Below are 20,664 nucleotides of genomic sequence, written 5' to 3' on the forward strand. Positions count from 1 at the left end.
GCTACCTGGACAAACGTGCGGTGGTAGGCAAATCGACGCGCCGTGGTCGGGGACCTGCGTCCCGTGCCCGGAACATCCGCCGGTGGTGACGGCCCCCCGGTATCGTCCCTGACGATGTGTTCACAGCGGCGTCCCAGCAGCGTCACCTCCCGGTGGGCTGCGCTTCATGGCCGCGCTTCCCGCCCATAAGAAGGTTCGGCATGACTCTTTTTCGGCTGACACGTGTCCGGCTCGCAGCGGCCGCGAGTGCCCTTGTCCTCGTCGGCGCAAGCGGGCTGACCGCCTGCGCCCCTCCCACGAAGGAGTCGGGTGGCGAGCAGACCCAGTCGGGAGTCAAGGCCGGCGAGGCGAAGTCGGTGGCCGACTTTGGAGGCATGGACGGCCTCGTCGCGGCGGCCAAGAAGGAGGGCGAGCTCAACGTCATTGCGCTGCCACCAGATTGGGCCAACTACGGTGCCATCATTGCGGCGTTCGAAGCCAAGTACGGCATCAAGGTCAACTCACTTCAGCCCGATGCCGCCAGTCAGGACGAGATCAACGCCGCCACCCAGCAGAAGGGCAAGTCGACCGCGCCGGACGTGTTCGACCTCGGCCAGTCGGTGGCGCTGGCCAACACCGCCTTGTACGCGCCGTACAAGGTCGAGACGTTCGACGACGTCTCCGAGGCCTACAAGGATCCCGACGGCAAGTGGGTCAACGACTATGGCGGCTACATGTCGATCGGCTTCGACTCGTCGAAGGTGCCTCCCATCACGGGCGTCGACGACCTGCTCAAGCCCGAGTTCAAAGGCAAGGTCGCGCTCAACGGCGACCCGACGCAGGCTGGCGCGGCATTCTCCGGCGTGATGATGGCGGCCCTAAGCCAGGGCGGCTCGCCCGACGACATCGCGCCCGGCGTCGAGTTCTTCCGGAAGCTCAACGAGGCGGGCAACTTTCTGCCGGTCGATCCGACGCCTGCCACCATCGAATCCGGTCAGACGCCGGTGGTGATCGACTGGGACTACCTCAACGTCGCCGAGACCAAGAAGCTGCCGAGCTGGCAGGTCGTCATCCCGCCGAACGCCGCGATTGCGGGCTTCTACTTCCAGGCCATCAACAAGGACGCACCACATCCGGCCGCGGCGCGGCTCTGGCAGGAGTTCCTCTACAGCGACGAAGGTCAGAACCTGTTCCTGCAGGGCGGTGCCCGACCGGTGCGGGCCACCACGATGGCCGCCAAGGGCAGCATCGACCAGGCCGCGTACCGGGTGCTGCCACCCGTGGACGGGGAGGCGATCTCCGTCACCGTTGACCAGAACACAGCGGCCTCGAAGTACCTGGAGGCCAACTGGGCGAAGGCGATTGGCTGATCGCGGTGCGCCGATTGCGTGGCCGCGCGGTGGCGGCCCTGCCGCTCCTGCCGTTCTTCGCGGTCGTTGCGATCTTCCTGATCGTGCCGACGATCACGGTCATCGTCAGTGCGGTGTTCGACGGAGGCCGGTTCTCGCTCGCCCGCCTGCAGGCCCTGTTCTCCGAGACGGCACTGTCGGCGCTGGGCAAGAGCGTGCTGCTCTCTGGTAGCACCGCCCTGCTGGGCGCGCTGCTCGGAGCCTTGCTCGCGTGGCTGATCGTGACGCGTCCCGCCGAGTCACTGGTGCGTCGCACCGTATTGTCGCTGTGCAGCGTGCTCGCCCAGTTCGGCGGAGTCGCACTGGCTTTCGCGTTCCTTGCGACCATCGGGCTCAACGGTGTGCTGACGCTGTGGGTTCAGGAGCACCTCGGGTGGAACCTGGCTGGATCCGGATGGCTGTACGGGTTGCCCGGGCTGATCCTGGTGTACACCTATTTCCAGATCCCGCTCATGGTGATCGTCTTCCTGCCCGCGCTCGAGGGACTGCGCGAGCAATGGCGGGAAGCCGCGGTCAGCCTCGGCGCTTCGACCTGGCAGTACTGGCGCGAGGTGGCCGTCCCGCTGTTGACGCCCGCGTTCCTCGGGTCGGCACTTCTGTTGTTCGCCAACGCCTTTGCGGCCTACGCGACGGCCGCTGCGCTGGTCAGCCAGGGCAGCCCCATCGTGCCGTTGCTCATCCGCTCAGCGCTCACCAGCGAGGTGGTGCTCGGTCAGGCCGGGTTCGCGTACGCGCTGGCACTCGAGATGATCGTCGTTGTCGCCGCGGTGATGGTCGCGTACAACCTGCTGGTTCGGCGCACGGCCAGGTGGTTGAGGTGAGAACCGCTGCGCGGGGCGCACTCTGGCTGCTGTTCGGGGTGTTCTTCCTGTTTCCGCTGTACGCCATGGCGGATTTCTCCACCCGAAATCTCATCAAGGGCGGGCGAACTGGCGCGGCGTGGGCCAATCTGTTCGCCGACGACGCGCTCTACCAGGCCATCGTGACGTCGCTGTTGTTGGCCCTACTGACCGTGGTGGCGATGCTCGTCGTCTTGGTGCCCACGATGATCTGGGTCCGGTTGCGCACGCCGTGGGCGAAGGGCGTCGTCGAGTTCATGTGCCTGCTGCCGTTGACCATTCCCGCACTGGTGATCGTCGTCGGGCTCAAGAACGTGTACCTCTGGGTGACGTATCTGCTCGGCGAATCCGCGCTGACGCTCACCTTCGTCTACGTGGTGGTGGTGCTGCCGTTCGCGTACCGGGCGCTCGACGCCGCGCTGTCGGCCATCGACTTGAAGACGCTTGCGGAAGCAGCGCGCTCGCTCGGGGCGGGCTGGCCGACGACGATGCTGCGCGTGGTGGTGCCCAACATCTGGTCGGGGGTGCTGTCGGCGGCCTTCATATCGGTGGCGGTGGTGCTCGGCGAGTACACCATCGCCTCACTGTCCGGGTTCCAGACGCTGCAGGTGCAGATCGTGGCGATCGGCAAGAGTGACGGCCCGACGTCGGTGGCCGCGTCGCTGGCGGTGCTGCTGTTCGGTTTCGTTCTGTTGCTTGCCCTTTCCTTGTTGACCAGACGGAGGCGGAGCTCATGACGACCGGTGTTGGCGTCGAATTGAACGACCTGACCCGGGTCTACGGCGCGGTGCGTGCGCTCGACGGGCTGACCCTGCACATCGAACCGGGGGAGTTCGTGGCGCTGCTCGGCCCGTCTGGCTGTGGCAAGACCACCGCGCTGCGCATCTTGGCCGGACTGGACGAGGCGACATCGGGCACCGTCTCCGTCGGCGGCCGCGACGTGACGTCGGTACCCGCGAACAAGCGCGACATGGGCATGGTGTTCCAGGCGTACAGCCTGTTCCCGCATCTGACCGCGCTGGAGAACGTGGAGTTCGGGCTCAAGATGCGGGGCCGCGGCAAGGGCGACCGAACCGCTCGGGCCACCGAAATGCTGGACCTGGTTGGGCTTTCCGCGCACCTGAACAAGTACGCGACGGAGCTCTCAGGCGGTCAGCAGCAGCGCGTTGCGCTGGCGCGGGCGCTGGCGATTCAGCCCAGTGTGCTGCTGCTCGACGAGCCGCTTTCGGCGTTGGACGCCAAGGTGCGCGCGCAGCTGCGCGACGAGATCCGCCGGGTTCAGCTCGAGGTGGGGACGACGACGGTGTTCGTCACCCACGACCAGGAGGAGGCGCTCGCCGTCGCCGATCGGGTCGGGGTGATGAGCCAGGGCCGGCTCGAGCAGCTCGCCCCGCCTGCCGAGGTATACGCCGATCCTGCAACGCCGTTCGTCGCCGAGTTCGTCGGGCTCAACAACAAGGTGCCCGCCGACGTGACCTCGGGGCAGGCCCACCTGCTCGGCATGTCGGTGCCGACGCTGGCCGGCTCGATCGCCTCGGGCGCCGGGACCGCGTTGCTGCGGCCCGAATCGGTGACCGTCACCGCCGATCCCGCGGGCACGTCGACGGTGAAGTCGGTGGCCTTCCTCGGCCCGATATCGCGGGTGTACGTGGCGCTCGCCGACGGCGCGGTGATCGACGCGCAGTTGACGAGCGCGGCCGCACGCGGGTTCGAACCTGGTGCGCCGGTTACCGTCGGCGTGGATCAGACGCGCCTGCTAGTGGTACCGAGCTAGACGTCCTTGACGGGTTCGATGCCCAGATCGCGATACGTGACCAGGGCGACGAACGGCACGCCGCGCTTTGCGAAGCGCTTGGCTGCCACCTCGCCGCGGTCGACCATCGGGATGACGCCGGTGACGACCACGCCGAGCGGGGCGATCCGCTCGAGCGCCAACTCCGTCGATCCGCCGGTGCTGATGACGTCGTCGACGAGCAGCACCCGGGTACCCGCTTGCAATCGGGTGCCCTCGACCCACTGTTCGCGGCCGCGGCTCTTCTGTTCCTTGCGTACCGAGAACCACGCCTTGCCGGTGACCATCGCGACACCGTGTGCAAGCGGGTCGGCGCCCATGGTCAGCCCGCCGACGGCGTCGAACTCGATGCCGTGCTTGGCGGCGAGGTCGGCGACGGCGTGGCTGACGATCGAAAGCCGTTCCCCGGTGTCGACGGCGAACTTGCCGTCGATGTAGTCGTGGCTGAGCTGGCCGCTGGCCAACTTGAACGGTTCCTCGCGGCGTTCGTAACCTCGGGTGCGGATCAGGTCGAACGCGGCCTGCCAGGTGTCTGGGCGCTCGGTCGTTGGCATGCAGCGATCGTATTGCACGATCGGGGGCGGGCTCAGGCCTCCCGGGCCCGTCGAGCCAATTCGACTGTCGCCATCCGCAATTCGTCGATGGAATCGATGGGGTTGGCGTACCCGACCCTGGTGTAGGCCGGTCCGCGCTCGGCGATGACCTTCAGATCCAGCCCGTAGCGGTCGACGCCGGTGCAGGTTGCGGACACGGTGTCGGGGTAACCGCCGAGCGTGCGGGCCATGGCTGCCAGCGACTCTGCGTGGTCGGCGTTGAGGTGCGCGATGGCTCCGGCGGCCACAGGAGAGACCGGATCGGCTTGTGCGCCCGCATAGGACTCCCCGGTGGCCGAGTCCATGCGGCCGTATCCGCCCACCCAGCGCACCCGGTCGACCCGCAGCACCCAGAGCGTGAAGTCGCTGTAGTCGACGTAGTACTTCGCCGCGGGCACCCCGGCCAGGTGGGCGGCCCGAGCGGCCGCCAACTCGTCGCCGGTGGGCCTTTCGGCCACCCCGGCCAGCGTGATCCGCGCGTTGGCCAGCGGATCGGGGTCGGTGGTCGGGGCGACGATCGCGATGCTCGCCCTTGGGTCACCGGCCAGGTTGCGGCCGTGTTCGGCGAGGTTGGAGACGCAGAGCACGGGCGCGCCACCGTGTAGCCCGTAGGCGACGAAGGACGCCCAAGGGTCGCCGCCCGTCGTCAAGCTGGCCAGCGTGCCCGTGTTGGTGGAGGCCGCGATGGTGCGTGCCTCCTCGGCCGCGGACGGCCGGGTGGCATTGGCTATCGGGGTGAGCGGAGGCGGGACCGACGGGGCATCGCCCGGGTCGCCATGATCGCGGTTAGCCACCTCGGAAGACTAGCCCGCCACAGTGGCCCCGCCTGCGCCGCCGGGGTGATTCAAAACCGGCGCCGATGGGTAGGTTTGAAGACCGATGGAACAAGCGACCGAAAGCGCTGCCCTGGACCTGCCGTTCGCCGACTGGCTGCCGAAGCAACGGTGGTACGCGGGCCGGGGCCGTCACATCCGGTCGGTGATTCCGCACATCGTGGTGGCGCTGCGCGATGACCTGGACCTGACGTTGCTCGACGTCGACTACGCAGACGGCTCGACCGAGCGCTACCAGCTGCTGATCCGGTGGGGCGCCACGCCGATCGGGGCGGCCGGCGACGTCGCGACCATCGGAGCCGACGGCGCTCGCACCGCATCCGACGCGCTGTACGACCCGGCGGTCGCGAAATATCTGCTGGCGCTGGTCGACCAGTCCGCCACCGTCGCGGCACTGCGGTTCACCAAGGAGCCGAATGCCCAACTGCCGGTCGACGCCGAAGGGCGCCTGGTGGGCGTCGAGCAGAGCAACACCAGCGTGGTGTTCGAGCAAGCTGCGGTGTTCAAGGTGTTCCGTCGCGTCTCGGCGGGAATCAACCCCGACGTCGAATTGAATCGGGAACTGGCACGCGCAGATAATCCGCACGTGGCCAGGCTGCTCGGCTCCTTCGAGGCGGTGCTCGACGGCGAACGGTACGCACTTGGGATGGTCACCGAGTTCGCCGCCGACTCGACCGAGGGCTGGGACATGGCGACGGCCAGCACGCGCGATCTGTTCGCCGACGGTGACTTCACCGGCGAGTCCGAGCGATTGGGCGCAGCGGTCGCTTCGGTGCACCGCAGCTTGGCGGCCGCCTTCGGAACTTCGCGCGAGCCGTTCCCGACCGACACGCTGCTGGCCCGGCTGCACGCGGTCGCGGCGGCGGTTCCGGAGTTGGGGCGGTACGTCGAACCGATCGAGCAGCGCTACCGAACGTGCGCCGAAGACGGCGTCGTCGTGCAGCGGATGCACGGAGATCTGCACCTCGGCCAGGTGCTGCGGACGCCGAAGACGTGGCTGCTGATCGACTTCGAAGGCGAGCCGGGACAACCGGTGGACGAGCGGCGCAGGCCCGATTCCCCGCTGCGCGACGTCGCGGGCATGCTGCGGTCCTACGAGTACGCCGCCTACCAACAAGTGGTCGGGCGCACTGGTGACGACCGGCTCGGTGCGCGGGCGCGGGACTGGGTGGACCGCAACTGCGCCGCCTTCTGCGCAGGCTATGCCGCGGAAGGCGGCGTCGACCCGCGCCACGAGGCGGGGGTGCTGGCCGCCTACGAACTGGACAAGGCGGTCTACGAGGTCGGCTACGAGGCCAGACACCGGCCGACGTGGTTGCCGATTCCGCTGGCGTCCATAGCGCGGCTGGTCGGCTAACCTCCAGTCGACTCACAGGTTGTCATGCGTCACTGGACAGCGTGACAGCGCAGCTGGCGGATCCCGCAACCGGGGAAGCGTCGACGCTCACGCCCTCACCTCCGCAGGCCGGACCCCGATTCCGGCCCGGCTACCTCGCGGCGCTGCTCATGGCCACGGCCGTGCTCTACCTGTGGAACATCACCATCAACGGCATGGGCAACCAGTTCTACGCCGCGGCCACGCAGGCCGGGTCGCGCAACTGGGAGGCCCTGCTGTTCGGATCCCTTGATCCGCAGAACTTCATCACCGTCGACAAGCCACCGCTGTCGCAGTGGGTGATGGGGCTCTCCGGGCAGCTCTTCGGGTTCAGCAGCGCCAGCATGCTGATACCGCAGGCGCTGATGGCTGTCGCGGCTGTCGCGCTGACGTACGCGGCGGTGGCGCGCATCGGCGGACGGTGGGCGGGGCTGCTCGCGGGCGCGGCGCTCGCGGTGACGCCCGTCGCGGTACTGATGTTCCGATTCAACAATCCCGACGCGGCGATGGTGTTGTCGATGACGGCCGCGGCCTACTGCACCGTCCGCGCGCTGGACCGCCACGGAGCCAGGTGGTTGGCCCTGGCCGGCGCCGCGGTGGGGTTGGCGTTCCTGGCCAAGATGCTCGAGGGCCTCATGGTGATGCCTGCGCTGGGCGCCGCTTACCTGTTGGCCGCGCCCGTCGGACGACGGCTGCGGTGGGTTCACCTACTGGGCGCAGGCGCGGCCTTCCTCGCGTCCGCCGGTTGGTTCGTGCTGCTCACGCTGATGTGGCCCGCGTCGGCCCGGCCGTATCTGGCGGGGTCCGCGGACAACAACTTCATGAATCTGGTGTTGGGCTACAACGGTTTTGCGCGCGTGCTCGGTCACAGCAAGCCCTCGTTCACACCGCCGCCGTCGACCGTCGGGACGTATGCGGGCAGCCAGTTCAATCCGCCGAAGACGGGCTTCGGCGGCTTCGGTAACCAGTCGCCGGGGTGGATGCGACTGGTCTCCGGCGAATTCGGCTACGAGATCGGCTGGTTGCTGCCGACCGCGCTGGTCGCGACCGTGCTGGTGGTCGTCGCCCGCGGCCGCTCGCCCCGCACCGATCTGGTGCGAGCGGGAGCCGTGCTGTTCGGTGGCTGGCTGCTGGTCGACGCGCTGGTGCTGACGTTGATGCACGGCATGACCCACGCCTACTACAGCCTTTCGATCGCCCCGCCGATTGCGGCGATGTTCGCCCTCGGCGTGCAGCAGGCCTGGGTGCACCGCGAATCACGTTTGTACCGAGCAATACTCGCGGCCGTGCTGCTGGCAACCGGAGTGTTCACCTGGTGGATTCTGAACCAAAACGCGTCCTGGTTGCCCGCGCTGCGTCAGACGATTCTGGCGCTGACGGTCGCTGCGGCGCTCGCGCTGTTCAGTGGCCGGTTGAAGCGGGCAGGGCCAGCGGTGTTGGCGATGGCGTTGGTCGGCACGTTGGCCGGGCCTGCCGCGTATGCCATTGCCACCGTTGGGGTCTCGCATCAGGGCGGCGGCCCTACCGTCGGTCCCCGGGAGGCCGGTCCCCACGGCGGTATGTGGGGCAAGGGCGTGGACAGTCAGGAATTGGACGACATGCTCAAGCGGGCCGATACCAAGTGGTCGGCCGCGATCGAACGGTCGACTGCCGCGGCTGGGCTCGAATTGTCCTCCGGAACGGCAGTAATGGCGATCGGCGGGTTCTCCGGCACGGATCCTGCGCCGACCCTTGCGCAGTTTCAGGACGACGTCGCCAAGCATCAGGTCGCGTACTACCTCAGCACCACCTCGGGCAGCCGCAGGCCGGGGTGGAACTCACACCCCCACGCCGACATCGCCCGATGGGTCGCCGACAACTTCCGCGCGATCAAGGTGGGCAAGGCGACGGTGTACGACCTTTCGCAGGCGAAGTGACGCCTAGCGAACCAGCCGACGTAGCAGGGTCGACGCGACGAGCACGCCGAGCACCGCGGCGAACACCAGCACGGTGACGTCGAGCAGGGTGTTGCCCGGCGTGCCGAGCAACAGCGAGCGCAGGGCGTTGACCTCGTAGCTCAACGGGTTGACGGCCGACAACGTCTGCAGCCACGGCGGCATCACGTCCACCGGGTACAGCGCATTCGAGGCGAAGAACAGTGGCATGGTGATCGCCTGACCGAGCCCCATCAGCCGGTCGCGATTGCGCACCAGCCCCGCCAAACTCATTGACAGGCACGCGAAGAACGCCGCACCCAGCATCACGATCACCATGGCGGCCAGAATGCGCAGCGGGTTGAGCGTCAGGTTGATGCCCATGAGATAGGCGATCACCATGACGCCGATCACCTGCGCGGCCGAGCGCACGCCCGCCGCGAAGGACTTCCCGGTGATGAGCGCCGCCGGTGGGGCAGGCGTGACCATCAGCTTCGCCAGGATGCCCGCGTCCCGGTCCCAGACGATCTGGATGCCGTAGAAGATCGAGATGAACAGCGCCGACTGCGCGATGATCCCCGGTGCCAGGAACGCGAGGTAGGGCACGCCGCCGGTGTCGATGACGTGTAGCCGAGAGAAGGTCGTGCCAAAGATCAAGAGCCACAACGCAGGCTGCACCATGCGGGTGAAGAGTTCGCTGCGGTCGTGCGCGAGCTTTTGCAGTTCGACGATCCCGAAGGCGCCCATGCGCCGGAGCAGGCCTGCCACCCGCCGCAGCCCGTGCGGCGCGCGGACGAGCTCTACCTGTACTGCGCCATCAACTGACACGACGCGCCACCCTCCTGCTGGACCGGATCTCCTTGAGCCCCCGCCGCGTGGCGTCCTCCGAGAGGGCAGAGCCCGCGTAGTGCCGGAACACATCCTCGAGCGAAGGTTCGGGGCTAGCCTCGGAGATCAGGCCTGCTTTCAATTCGGTTGGGGTGCCGACGGTTTGCAGCACTCCGTGGTGCATCAGCGCAACCCGGTCGCACAGCGCGTCGGCCTCCTCCATGTAGTGCGTGGTCAGCAGTACCGTCATGCCGTACTCCTGCTGCATGTCGGCGACCTGCGACCAGACGCCGTCGCGTGCGATCGGATCGAGCCCGACGGTGGGTTCGTCGAGCAGCAGCAGCGCGGGCCGGTTCACCAACGCCTGCGCCAGCTCGAGCCGTCGCACCATGCCGCCGGAGTAGGTGCCTGCCAGCGCGTCGGCGACGTCGAGCAGTTGCATCGCGTTGAGGGCTTCGTCGACGCGGGCTCTGCGCTGCTTGCGAGGCACGTCGTACAGCCGGGCGAAGAGGTCGACGTTCTGTCTGCCCGTCAGCGCGGCTTCGATCGAAAGCTGTTGGGGCACATATCCGATGTTGTGCCGGATGTCCATGGTGGCGCGGCGCGCGTCGAGCCCGAAGATCGTTACCGTCCCGTCCTGGACGGGAGTCAACGTGGTGAGCACCCGGACGACGGTGGTCTTGCCCGCCCCGTTGGGGCCGAGCAGGCCAACAGTCTCACCGGCCTGCACGGTCAGGTTCAGGTCGTCCACCGCGGTGAATTCGCCGTAGCGGTGGGTGAGGTGGCTGCATACGATCGCAGCGTCCGTCATTTTTGCACCTCGGCCAGCATGCGGGTCAATTCGGACATGACTTCCAATCCCTTTGTCAGGTCGGTTATTCGGCTGTCGTCGAGCCGGTTCAGTGCGTTGTTCAAGGCGGCCCGCTTGGCCGCGCGCGACTCGTCGGCGAGCAGCTGCGCGGGGGCGGTGAGCCGCAGCCGGCCGACGCGGCGGTCATCGGGGTCGACGGTGCGCAGCAACAGCCCTTCTGCGGACAACTTGGACACCAGGGTCGATGCGGTGTTCGGGGCGAGCCCGAGTTCGGTGGCGGCCTCGCGCACCGAGATGCCCGGCCGTCGCCCGATCAGCCGGAGTAGTTCGGCCTGCGATTCGGGTAGCCCGGTGCCGATCGCGGCGCCGCCGGAACTGCGTACCCTGCGCCGGAACCGGCCCACCGTGCCGAGCAGTTCGGCGGCGAGTTCGGTCCTTGTGTCCACCTCGCCACAATACCTCTGTCACAGAGCTAATTACCAGCGGCGTCGGCGTGATGCGTTGCGTCACCCGCAACTAAGCACGCCCAAAACGCCAGGAATGGAGTTAGGAGTGGCGCGTCGGGCACCATGAGCGCATGACTGACGGCTTCGACGACAACCCGCTCGACACCACCGAATCGCTCGACTCCGACGAGGTGCGCAACGACGACGGCGACGAAGTGGCCGACCCGCCCGAGCGCTGGATCGAGGCCAAGGACGACGAGACCCTCGACGAGCGACTGGCCGAAGAGGAGCCCGACGTCAGCGAGGACGACGAAGACGATGGGTCTGAAGCGCACGACTCCGACGAGGGTGGCGGGCTGAGGTTGGTCAGCAATGACGAACTCGACCGCATCGACCCGAGCGTGCACGGCCAGGAGCAGGGTCAGATCGACGGCACGCCCGAGGACGGCGACTCGTTCTTCGACATCGTCGAGTGACTCGGCCTACTCGGTTTCGGCCGCCTGCAGCACGATGACCGATCGGGCTTCCACCGTCAGTGCAGCACCTGCCGCCACCGGCTTCGAGCCCTCAATCACAGCGCCGTCGACGGTGTAGATCACGGGTTGCCACGCCGGGCCGAATTCCTTTGGCGGAAGCGTGAAGTCGATCGGTTCGAAGTGCGCGTTGAAGCACAGCACGAACGAGTCGTCGGTGACGCGCTGACCCCGCGGATCGAGATCCGGGATGCCCTGGCCATTGAGGTAGACGGTGATCGACTTGCCGAAGCCAGAGCCCCAGTCCTCGTCGCTCATCTCCGAACCGTCGGGGCCGAACCACGAGATGTCGGGCAGCCGTTCCGAACCGCGGATGCGCACCGGCAGCCCGTCGAAGAACCGGCGCCTGCGGAAGATCGGATGCGCGGCCCGCAGCGCGGCGACCGACTGGGTGAACTCGATCAGCGCCGCGTCGGCCTTGGACCAGTCGATCCAGGTGGTCGCGTTGTCCTGGCAGTAGCCGTTGTTGTTGCCGCCCTGGGTGCGGCCGAGTTCGTCGCCGTGGCAGATCATCGGCACGCCCTGGCTCAGCAGGGTGGTGGTGATGAAGTTCCGCTCCTGCTGGGCGCGCAGCGCCAGGATCTCGGGGTCGTCCGTCGGCCCCTCCACCCCACAGTTCCACGACCGATTGTGGCTCTCGCCGTCGTTGTTGCCCTCGCCGTTGGCGTCGTTGTGCTTGTCGTTGTAGGACACCAGGTCGCGCAGCGTGAACCCGTCGTGGGCGATGACGAAGTTGATGGACGCGACGGGCCTGCGCCCGGTGTGTTCGTAGAGGTCGGCCGACCCGGTGAGGCGGGACGCGAACTCATCGAGCGTGGCGGGTTCGCCGCGCCAGAAGTCCCGCACGGTATCGCGGTACTTGCCGTTCCACTCGGTCCACTGCGGCGGGAAGTTGCCGACCTGGTAGCCGCCGGGACCGACGTCCCACGGCTCGGCGATCAGCTTCACCTGGCTCACGGTCGGATCCTGCTGAACGAGTTCGAAGAACGTCGACAGCTTGTCGACGTCGTAGAACTCACGGGCCAGGGTGGACGCCAGGTCGAAGCGGAACCCGTCGACGTGCATCTCGGTGACCCAGTACCGCAACGAGTCCATGATCAGCTGCAGCGCGTGCGGATGGCCTGCGTTCAGGCTGTTCCCGGTGCCGGTGTAGTCCATGTAGTAGCGCTTGTCATCGTCAACCAGGCGGTAGTAGGCCGGGTTGTCGACACCGCGCATCGACAGCGTCGGGCCCATGTGGTTGCCCTCGGCGGTGTGGTTGTAGACCACGTCGAGGATGACCTCGATGTCCGCCTCGTGCAGGGCGCGCACCATGGCCTTGAATTCCTGCACCTGGCCGCCGGGCGTCGGGCTTGAGCCGTACTTGGAGTCCGGCGCGAAGAACCCGATGGTGTTGTAACCCCAGTAGTTCGACAGCCCCTTGTCGATAAGCGTGGAGTCATTGGCGAAGTGATGCACCGGCATCAGCTCGATCGCGGTGATCCCGAGCCCCTTGAGGTGCTCGATGATCGCGGGATGGGCGATGGCGGCGTAGGTGCCGCGACTGCGCTCGGGGATGTCGGGATGCGTCTCGGTCAGACCCTTGACGTGCGCCTCGTAGATGATCGAGTCGGCGTACTCGTGCTGCGGCGGGCGATCGGTGCCCCAGTCGAAGAACGGGTTGATGACCACCGACTTGGGCATGCTGGCCGCCGAGTCGTCATCGTTGCGGCTGTCGGGATCGCCGAAGTCGTAGCCGAACAGCGACTGATCCCAGTGGAACGTGCCGTCGATCGCCTTCGCGTACGGGTCCAGCAGCAGCTTGTTCGGGTTGCACCGCAGCCCATTGGCCGGGTCGTAGGGGCCGTGCACGCGGTAGCCGTAGCGCTGGCCCGGCTCGACGTCCGGCACGAAGCCGTGCCACACGAAGCCGTCCACCTCGGGCAATGCCAGCTTGGTTTCGGTGCCGTCGGCGTCGAACAGGCACAGCTCGACGGATTCGGCCACCTCGCTGAACACCGCGAAGTTGCCGCCGGAGCCGTCGTAGGTGGCGCCGAGTGGGTAAGCCTTGCCGGGCCAGATCTCACGCAGGACCGCGTCCTTAAGAGGTGCGTCGGGCTGCGCGACCGGGATCACGGCAGGCGATGCGGTTTCCTTGGAACTGGCGGCGGGGGTCAAAGACGCACCTTCTGGCTTGGAGGATCGGTTCGTGCGGTTTATGGATGAAGGCGACGATACGGTGCGCCCGGGTGCGAGAGCATGGCGGGCGAGCCGCTCGGATTGGAGGTACACCCGTTGACGAACCCCGCTGATCTGCCCGTTTACCGCACGCTGCAAACCTCCATCGCCGCTGGTGTGGCCACTATCACGCTCGATCGGCCGGGTCAGCGCAACGCGATCGGCGACGGCATGCGGGAGGAACTGGCCGACGCGTACACCCGGCTGAACGGTGACGATGCGGTGCGGGTGGTGGTGCTGACCGGCACCCCGCCGGCGTTCTGCGCGGGCGCCGATCTAGGCGCGGGCGACGCCACGTTCGCGGCGCCTGGGCCGGGCTTCAGCGCGGCGGGGCTCGACGTGCCCGCATGGGCGCTGAGCAAGCCGGTGATCGCCGCGATCAACGGGCACGCATTGGGCTTGGGGCTGACGCTTGCGCTGCAGTGCGACATCCGGCTGTTCGCGGCCGACGCCAAGTACGGCGTCGTGCAGGTGCGCCGTGGGGTCGTCGGCGACGCCTACTCGCACTGGGTGCTACCGCGGCTGATCGGTATCGCGAACGCTGCCGAGGTGCTCCTCACCGGAGCCACGTTCGACGGAAACCGGGCAGTGGCGCTGGGGCTTGGCAGCCGGGTGTTGCCCGCCGACGAGGTGTTGCCCGCCGCTTTGGAGCTGGCGCGCGACATCGCCGCCAACACCGCGCCCATGTCGGTGGCGGCCAGCAAGCGGCTGCTGTGGGACTCGTTCGAGCTGGACCGCGACGCAGTTGGCAAGCGTGAGACCGAGATTCATCTGGCCGTGATGGGCCACGCGGACGCGGGGGAGGGTGTGCGCGCGTACCTCGAGCATCGGTCGCCGCGCTGGACCGGCAGGCCCGTCGACCCCACGCTTTGAGTGATTTGCGGAGTATTTCCGGTGCCCACCGCTGGAAACACGCCACAAATCGCGGGGGGCTAGGCGACTAAGACGCCCGCGGCGCGCAAGGCCTCGACGGCCTCCGCGGTCGACGTCGGGGCCACGCCTGCGGTGAGGTTCAACAGCACGCGGGTGTTGAAGCCCGCGGCGACCGCGTCGGCGGCAGTGGCCTTCACGCAGTAGTCGGTCGCGATACCGACCACGTCGACACTGTCGACGCCCCGCGCCCGCAACCAGTCCTCCAGCGTGGTGCCGTCCTCGTCGGTGCCTTCGAAACCGCTGTAGGCCGCGGAGTAGTGGCCCTTCATGAATACGGCCTCGACGACGACGGGATTGAACGCCGGATGGAAGTCCACGCCTGGCGTCCCGACCACGCAGTGCGGTGGCCAGGAACTCTGGTAATCGGGGTGATCGGAGAAGTGGTCACCGGGATCGATGTGATAGTCCTTCGTAGCGACGACGTGCGCATAGTCGTGCTCGATCAGCAGCTCGGTGATGGCCAGCGCGACGTCGGCGCCACCGGCGACGGCCAGCGAGCCGCCCTCGCAGAAGTCCTTCTGTACGTCAACGACGATCAGCGCGCGCATGGGCCAAGTATCACCAATCCGCACGCGGCCAAACGTCTCCGGAGGCGATCGGCTCCCCGAACTCGTTTTGCGGAATGTGCGGAGGCGTCAAAAATTGCGGCTAACATCGTGCCGAATAGCGATTAACATCATTCAAGCTTGGGTCGTTGACGTGTTCGGGGCACGTCTGCGACATAACTGACGCCTCGGGTAACGAAGCTCCGACGGGGGGCGTGAGATGTCGACGATTTTCAACGTGCGCAACATGAAGATGCCTGCCCTGACCAAGGCGACGGTGGCCATTGGTGCACTGATCGTGGTCCTGGCGTTGCTCGCCGCCTACGCGGGTTATTACGTGTACAACAAGCTGACCACCACCACGGTGACCGCGGAGTTCCCGCAGACGCTGGCGCTGTACCCAGGCGACAGAGTTCAGATCATGGGCGTCAAGGTCGGTCAGATCGACACGATCGAACCGGCCGGCGACAAGATGCGGGTCAAGTTTCACTTCGACTCGAAGTACAAGGTGCCGGCCAACGCGACGGCGTCGATTCTCAATCCGAGCCTGGTCGCCTCGCGCACCATCCAGCTGGCCCCGCCCTACACCGGCGGCCCGGTGATGGAAAGCGGTGCGCTGATCCCGATGGACCGCACGCAGATCCCGGTGGAGTACGACGAATTGCGGGATTCGATCAACCGCATCCTGACCGATCTGGGACCGACCAAGGAGCAGCCCCAGGGTCCCTTCGGTGACGTCATCGAGTCGTTCTCCAACGGGCTCGAAGGCAAGGGCGAGCAGATCAACAAGACGCTCAACGGGCTCTCGGAGGCGTTGACGACGCTGAACTCGGGGCGCGGGGACTTCTTCGGGGTGATCAAGAGTTTGGCGCTGTTCGTCAATGCGCTGTATAAGAACGATCGGCAGTTCGTGGCGCTGAACGACAACCTGGCGCAGTTCACGAATTCGTTCACCAACACCGACAACGAGGTCTCCAAGGCGCTACAGGACCTCAACCAATTGCTCACCACCACAAGGGCTTTCCTGAACGAGAACGGTTCGGTGTTGACGAAGGACGTCAACAACCTCGCCGACGTGACCAGTGCGATCCTGCAACCCGAGCCGCGCAACGGTCTCGAGACCTTCTGGCATGTGTACCCAAACCTCGGGGCCAACCTGATGAACATCGCGTCGCCGAATTCGGGTGGAATCGTGGGTCTGCCAACCATCAACAACTACGCGAACCCGATGCAGTTCCTGTGTAGTGCAATTCAGGCGGGCAGCCGGTTGGGTTATCAGGACTCGGCGGAAATGTGTGCGCAGTATCTGGCGCCGATCCTGGATGCCACCAAGTTCAACTATCCGCCGTTCGGGCTCAATCAGATCACCGCGGCGATGACGTTGCCCAAGCAGATCGCGTACTCCGAGCAGCGGTTGCAGCCGCCGCCGGGCTACAAGGACACCACGGTGCCGGGCATCTTCTCCCGTGACACGTTGTTCTCCCACGGCAACCACGAGCCGGGTTGGACGGTGGCGCCGGGGATGCAGGGCGTGGACGTGCAACCGTTCACCCAGAACATGCTGACCCCGGAGTCGTTGTCGGAGTTGATGGGTGGCCCTGACATCGTCGCGCCGGATGCGCCGTACGCATTCGGGGTCAACGACGGCCGGCTGCCTGGGCCGCCGAATGCCTACAGCGAGAACCAGCCGTTGCCTCCGCCGTGGTACCCGCAGCCTGGCCCGCCGCCGATACCCGCGCCGGGTGTCATTGCTGGCGATCCACTTGGCGCCATCGCGCCTGCCGCTGGGCCGCCCCCGGCGCCCGCAGCCGCGGGTCCGGCACTGCCGGCTGAAGCAGGAGCAGGTTAGCCACCGAAGAGCAGATACAGCCCGGTGAACGTATAGCCGACCATCACCAGCATCATGGCCAGCTGCCCCGTCAGCTGATGACGCTTGGGTAGCAGGTGGAGCGCACGGTCGTGGGCGGCCATCACGCCCGCGACGTGTCCGCCCAGCACGAAGCAGACCTTGAGCGTCGCCAGCACCGAAGGGTGAAGGGACAGTGCGTAGTTCACTTCGGCGTGGCCAAGGCCGAGCAGGTTCCAGCCACGTCCCAGCGGGTCGGCGAGCCGGAACACCGTCTGCTGGCCACGTTCGACCAGATACGTCAGGTAGTGGGCGAACACGTACCCGATGACGATCGGGATCAGCGAGTGCGCCATCAGCCCGGGTAGCGTCCGCCGGGTCTCCCGCGTCACGCCACCGGTGGCCCGCGCGGCCAGCCAGAACGTCGTGCCGACCACCGCCACGAACACCAACAGGCCGATGCTACGGATCGCCACGGCGCCGAACGGCAGCGAATCAGCTTGGGCGTCAACGAAGTTGCGCCACTGTGGCATCGCCGAGAAGCTGTCGAACGCCGTCGACCCCAGCAGCACCGCCAACACCGCAAGGGTGCCCGGACGCACCGGCATCGACGGCAGGTGGTCGAACGGGTTGCCAAGCGCGATACGACCGTCGGGGTTGCGGCGCATCGGTGACAGCCGGGAGGCCACCACCCCGTACACCTCGAACGGATCGGCGTTGCTTGGCCAGCGGGTACCGAACACGATCGTCCCAGCCATCGTCACCGCCAGGTACAGCAGCAACCAAACCTTCGCCGCAGCAAGCGAACCCGGGTCATGGCTGGCCAACTCCAACCAGACGAAGGCGAACAAGCCCAGCGCGGCGGGCCAGTACCCCCAGCGCGCCGGATACGTGCTCGGCGGCGCTTGCCGCGACAACGGAAGCAGCCGGTAGACCGTGCGGACCGGCGACATCGCCCGCCACACCGGACCGATGGCCAGCGAGACCGCAACCAGCCCAACCCACATGAGCACGTAGAACACCCCGAGCAGTGGGTTCTCGGAGTTTTGCGGGCCGAACGCCGCCGCCGCCGTCACCCAACCCGTGAACAGCAGCGCCGCGACCGCCACCCCCCACCGCGTCACAGGAGCGTCGACGACCGAAGTCACCCATCGAGGCAGCGGACGACCCGGCTTGGCAGCGTCGAACCGTGGCCGCCGCCACGCCAGCGCGACGACGGCGAACGTGAACGTCAGCGCCCACGCCGCGCCGATCAGCGCGTAGGTGTACGGGATCGGAAGGTCGTTCGATCCGCCCAGGCCGTGGGCAAGTATCGACCGACCCGTCGTCACTGCACCGTGATGGTCGCGACGGTCTTGTTCAGTTCGTGGAGCTCGACGTCGACCTGGCCTGGCACGGCGACGGTGAACTGGAACGACTGGTTCGGCTTCGGCTCGACGTTGAACGTGTGCTCCGGGTTGGAGTGAACGTGCAACTGGTCGGCGGCGTCGCTGTTGACCTTGACGACGATCGGCTCGCCGACACCGCTCTTCACCTGCGCGTTTGTCGGCGTGACTTCGCCACCCTTGATGGTCACCTCGATCACCAACCGGGCGGGCGGCTTCTGCTGGTCGGTGAATGCGGGCGCCGCGGTTGACGAGGGCGCGGCATTGGTCCCGCTAGTGGTGTTCGAGTTGGTCGATCCGCCGCAGCCCGCGGTGATCAGGGCGACGGCGGCAAGCGTGGGCATGATGGGGGAGATCTTCACGGTGACCCATCATCGTCGGCGGACGCGGACTGCTCAATTTGAGCGCCGGCTTCCGAGTCGCCGTCGTCGGGCTTGCGCCGGTCGCGCATCGCCACGAAGATCACCACGCCGACGACGACCACCGCCGGGATGAACGCCGGGATGGCGAGCAGCAGCGTGTGATCTGCCAGCACCTGACCCGTCATGTCTGCGCTGACGGCTGCAATTCGGGCTTGCTTCCGGTCTGCTCGGCCTTGTTCAGCCGGCCCGCGCCCCACGACAGCCCGCCGATGAGAATCAGCGTGCAGACCAGCACCACGAGGCAGCCGACGAGCCACAGCGCCTGTGGGATGTCCGGGTTGCGCTCACGCTGCAGGATGGTGGCCTCTCCGACGAACGGACGGGTCATCTGCGCCTCGGCAGGCACCTCCTTGGCGCCGATCCCCGGGTCGCCCTGCAGATAGATCGGCACTGCGGTGAGCACCCGTCCGTCGTGCACGCGCAGCAGGGTCTTCCACTTTCCCGACACCGGCATCGGCTTGGTCGAGCGGTAGTGGCCGGGGCCGACCTTCTCCAGCTTGTCGACGAAGATGCCGCGCTGGTTGGCCAGTCCGCCTTGCCAACCCAGGACCGAGACCCAGTTCGGGTCTGCGCTGACGAGGTCGGGCGGATTGATGCGGATGTCGGCGGTGGCCATCCGCTGGTCGCCGATGCTCGGCGCATCCGTCAGCGCGATCGTGGCGGTCGCGTGCCCCGGCACCTCGTACCGCAGCCCGTTGGCCGTCGCGCCGCCGATCGCGAGCACCGCGAGTACGACGATGCCGACGCTGATCGCGCGGCGCGGCAACTGCTGACTGGTGAGCACCATGCCCACCATCGCGCCGCACGCACCGATCAGTGCGGCGGCGGGTATCGCCATCGCGAGGGCCTCGGGCCAGAGGCTGGCCGGCCACGGATAGTCGTACACCGCGTCGATCCACAACGACTCCAGCCACAGCCCGACGGTCGCGATGCCGATGCCGCCGACCGCGCCGAACACCATGGGCCGCTTGATCAGTGGGGTCAGGGCCAGGAGTTCGATGACGAGCGCCGGGCCCAGGTAGAGCGCGAACCAGTTGATGGGGCCGCCGAGCGCGGGTCCGACGATGAGCGCGACCACGCCGCGCAAGACGATCGCCAGCAGCGCGGCGATGATCGCGGCGCCCCGGCCCAGCATGACGCGGGCCGCAACCAGACCGAGTGAAGCGGCCGAGGCAATCAGCATGGGCTCGAACACCTGTCGGAACTGCATCACCCCGAAGTCGAACTCGATCTGGAACACCGACATGCCGATGATGAGCCCGCCGAAGGCCAGGTACTGGATGAACTTGATGCCCAGCCCATCCTTGGGGGCGTCGTCCCCGGCCGCGCGCCGGCCCTCGTGTTCCAAGAAGAGTGCGGTCAGCGTGGAGAAGCCTGCGCCGCCGATCATCATGAGGTGGGTCGGGCCCCACAGCGTGACGTCCTGACCGAAGATTCGGTGCCAGATGTCGTCGAGCGGAAAGCCGATCAGCGCGTACAGCCCACAGCCGGCCATCAGCAGGCCGCCCACCGGCGCGTACCAGTTGCGGGTGATGCGCACCGCGGCAGGCCCGGGCTTGTCATACGGCAGGATGCACGCCAAGCAGCCCGCGACGAAGAGCACGAACAAACCGAACAGGATGAAGTAGTGCGCGGGGTTGGCCAGCGGACCCGGGTCGCGACCCTTTCCGATGTGCAGGCTGACGTCCCAGATGAAGCCGAACAGCGCGGTGATGATGGTCGTGATGAACAACGCGATCGGCAACGCGACCCATGACGGACGGTGGAACTTGCGGCCCGCCCACTCTCCGAGATTGTGTAGCCAGGTGATCTTGCGGGCCCGGTGCAGGTAGCCGATCCATAGCAGCCCGGCGGAGATGATCGCCGCCACGATCGACATGCCGATGACTTGATCCAGCGCGGCGCCGCCGCCTTCGGTGCCCTGCGCAACAATGCTCATCGTCATCCCCACCTCGTCGTGCCGGA

20 protein-coding genes are annotated in these 20,664 nt (G+C 67.1%); 9 read left to right on the top strand and 11 right to left on the bottom strand.

Annotated elements, in window-relative coordinates:
- The first annotated feature begins 200 nt into the window (after nt 1-200).
- The 4 genes from SLQ30_RS15100 (at nt 201) to SLQ30_RS15115 (ending at nt 4,001) form a co-directional block, all read left to right on the top strand.
- On the top strand, nt 201-1,349 hold the full coding sequence (locus SLQ30_RS15100) for an ABC transporter substrate-binding protein (RefSeq protein WP_319448357.1): 1,149 nt from the start codon (nt 201-203) through the stop codon (nt 1,347-1,349).
- On the top strand, nt 1,346-2,209 hold the full coding sequence (locus SLQ30_RS15105) for an ABC transporter permease (RefSeq protein ID WP_413468053.1): 864 nt from the start codon (nt 1,346-1,348) through the stop codon (nt 2,207-2,209). The genes SLQ30_RS15100 and SLQ30_RS15105 overlap by 4 nt, the downstream gene beginning before the upstream one ends.
- A 65-nt stretch (nt 2,210-2,274) precedes the next feature.
- The gene (locus SLQ30_RS15110) at nt 2,275-2,964 is read left to right on the top strand and encodes an ABC transporter permease (RefSeq protein WP_319448556.1); all 690 of its coding nucleotides are present in this window, start codon (nt 2,275-2,277) and stop codon (nt 2,962-2,964) included.
- Entirely contained in the window at nt 2,961-4,001 is a 1,041-nt protein-coding gene (locus SLQ30_RS15115) for an ABC transporter ATP-binding protein (RefSeq protein ID WP_319448358.1), read from the top strand. The genes SLQ30_RS15110 and SLQ30_RS15115 overlap by 4 nt, the downstream gene beginning before the upstream one ends.
- Here the strand turns inward: SLQ30_RS15115 and pyrE are convergent.
- On the bottom strand, nt 3,998-4,573 hold the full coding sequence (gene pyrE / locus SLQ30_RS15120) for an orotate phosphoribosyltransferase (protein WP_319448359.1): 576 nt from the start codon (nt 4,571-4,573) through the stop codon (nt 3,998-4,000). The two genes, SLQ30_RS15115 and pyrE, sit on opposite strands and share 4 nt — an antisense overlap.
- A 32-nt stretch (nt 4,574-4,605) precedes the next feature.
- Entirely contained in the window at nt 4,606-5,406 is an 801-nt protein-coding gene (locus tag SLQ30_RS15125; RefSeq protein WP_319448360.1) for a HugZ family protein, read from the bottom strand.
- A 112-nt stretch (nt 5,407-5,518) separates the two neighbouring features.
- Here SLQ30_RS15125 and SLQ30_RS15130 point away from each other — a divergent pair, with 112 nt between their 5' ends.
- Nucleotides 5,519-6,802, top strand: a complete 1,284-nt coding sequence (locus SLQ30_RS15130; RefSeq protein ID WP_319448557.1) for a maltokinase N-terminal cap-like domain-containing protein — start codon at nt 5,519-5,521, stop codon at nt 6,800-6,802.
- 41 nt (nt 6,803-6,843) lie between these two features.
- A complete protein-coding gene (locus SLQ30_RS15135; RefSeq protein WP_319448361.1) occupies nt 6,844-8,736 on the top strand; it encodes an ArnT family glycosyltransferase in 1,893 nt (630 codons plus the stop codon).
- A 3-nt stretch (nt 8,737-8,739) separates the two neighbouring features.
- On the opposite strand, the gene SLQ30_RS15140 is transcribed toward SLQ30_RS15135, so the two are convergent.
- From SLQ30_RS15140 to SLQ30_RS15150, 3 genes are read right to left on the bottom strand one after another with little or no spacing between them, the layout of a single operon-like run.
- Entirely contained in the window at nt 8,740-9,561 is an 822-nt protein-coding gene (locus tag SLQ30_RS15140; RefSeq protein WP_319448362.1) for an ABC transporter permease, read from the bottom strand.
- On the bottom strand, nt 9,551-10,372 hold the full coding sequence (locus tag SLQ30_RS15145; RefSeq protein WP_319448363.1) for an ATP-binding cassette domain-containing protein: 822 nt from the start codon (nt 10,370-10,372) through the stop codon (nt 9,551-9,553). Before SLQ30_RS15145 ends, SLQ30_RS15140 begins: the two co-directional genes overlap by 11 nt.
- Nucleotides 10,369-10,818 carry a MarR family winged helix-turn-helix transcriptional regulator gene (locus SLQ30_RS15150; protein ID WP_319448364.1) on the bottom strand — a complete coding sequence of 150 codons (450 nt, stop codon included), beginning with the start codon at nt 10,816-10,818 and terminating at the stop codon, nt 10,369-10,371. The genes SLQ30_RS15145 and SLQ30_RS15150 overlap by 4 nt, the downstream gene beginning before the upstream one ends.
- Nucleotides 10,819-10,949: 131 nt before the next feature.
- Between SLQ30_RS15150 and SLQ30_RS15155 the strand changes: the two genes are divergently transcribed.
- A complete protein-coding gene (locus SLQ30_RS15155) occupies nt 10,950-11,294 on the top strand; it encodes a hypothetical protein (protein WP_319448365.1) in 345 nt (114 codons plus the stop codon).
- 6 nt (nt 11,295-11,300) lie between these two features.
- Here the strand turns inward: SLQ30_RS15155 and glgX are convergent, their stop codons facing one another.
- Nucleotides 11,301-13,463: a glycogen debranching protein GlgX gene (gene glgX, locus SLQ30_RS15160; protein ID WP_413468054.1), complete on the bottom strand. Its 2,163-nt coding sequence runs from the start codon at nt 13,461-13,463 to the stop codon at nt 11,301-11,303.
- Nucleotides 13,464-13,589: 126 nt separating this feature from the next.
- On the opposite strand from glgX, the gene SLQ30_RS15165 reads away from it, so the two are divergent.
- Nucleotides 13,590-14,441, top strand: coding sequence for an enoyl-CoA hydratase/isomerase family protein (locus SLQ30_RS15165; protein WP_319448366.1), 852 nt, complete (start codon nt 13,590-13,592; stop codon nt 14,439-14,441).
- Between the two features lie 59 nt (nt 14,442-14,500).
- Here SLQ30_RS15165 and SLQ30_RS15170 read toward each other — a convergent pair whose 3' ends face one another.
- Nucleotides 14,501-15,049, bottom strand: a complete 549-nt coding sequence (locus SLQ30_RS15170; protein ID WP_319448367.1) for an isochorismatase family protein — start codon at nt 15,047-15,049, stop codon at nt 14,501-14,503.
- A gap of 217 nt (nt 15,050-15,266) precedes the next feature.
- Between SLQ30_RS15170 and SLQ30_RS15175 the strand changes: the two genes are divergently transcribed.
- Nucleotides 15,267-16,895, top strand: coding sequence for a virulence factor Mce family protein (locus SLQ30_RS15175; RefSeq protein WP_319448368.1), 1,629 nt, complete (start codon nt 15,267-15,269; stop codon nt 16,893-16,895).
- On the opposite strand, the gene SLQ30_RS15180 is transcribed toward SLQ30_RS15175, so the two are convergent.
- From SLQ30_RS15180 to SLQ30_RS15195, 4 genes are read right to left on the bottom strand one after another with little or no spacing between them, the layout of a single operon-like run.
- On the bottom strand, nt 16,892-18,223 hold the full coding sequence (locus SLQ30_RS15180; protein WP_319448369.1) for a hypothetical protein: 1,332 nt from the start codon (nt 18,221-18,223) through the stop codon (nt 16,892-16,894). The two genes, SLQ30_RS15175 and SLQ30_RS15180, sit on opposite strands and share 4 nt — an antisense overlap.
- On the bottom strand, nt 18,220-18,639 hold the full coding sequence (locus SLQ30_RS15185; protein WP_413468041.1) for a hypothetical protein: 420 nt from the start codon (nt 18,637-18,639) through the stop codon (nt 18,220-18,222). Before SLQ30_RS15185 ends, SLQ30_RS15180 begins: the two co-directional genes overlap by 4 nt.
- Nucleotides 18,636-18,824: a hypothetical protein gene (locus SLQ30_RS15190; RefSeq protein ID WP_319448370.1), complete on the bottom strand. Its 189-nt coding sequence runs from the start codon at nt 18,822-18,824 to the stop codon at nt 18,636-18,638. The genes SLQ30_RS15185 and SLQ30_RS15190 overlap by 4 nt, the downstream gene beginning before the upstream one ends.
- A complete protein-coding gene (locus SLQ30_RS15195) occupies nt 18,821-20,644 on the bottom strand; it encodes a hypothetical protein (RefSeq protein ID WP_319448371.1) in 1,824 nt (607 codons plus the stop codon). The genes SLQ30_RS15190 and SLQ30_RS15195 overlap by 4 nt, the downstream gene beginning before the upstream one ends.
- Between the last annotated feature and the right edge of the window lie 20 nt (nt 20,645-20,664).

Origin of the sequence: Mycobacterium sp. RTGN4, assembly GCF_033804635.1 — a bacterium.
GTDB lineage: Bacteria > Actinomycetota > Actinomycetes > Mycobacteriales > Mycobacteriaceae > Mycobacterium.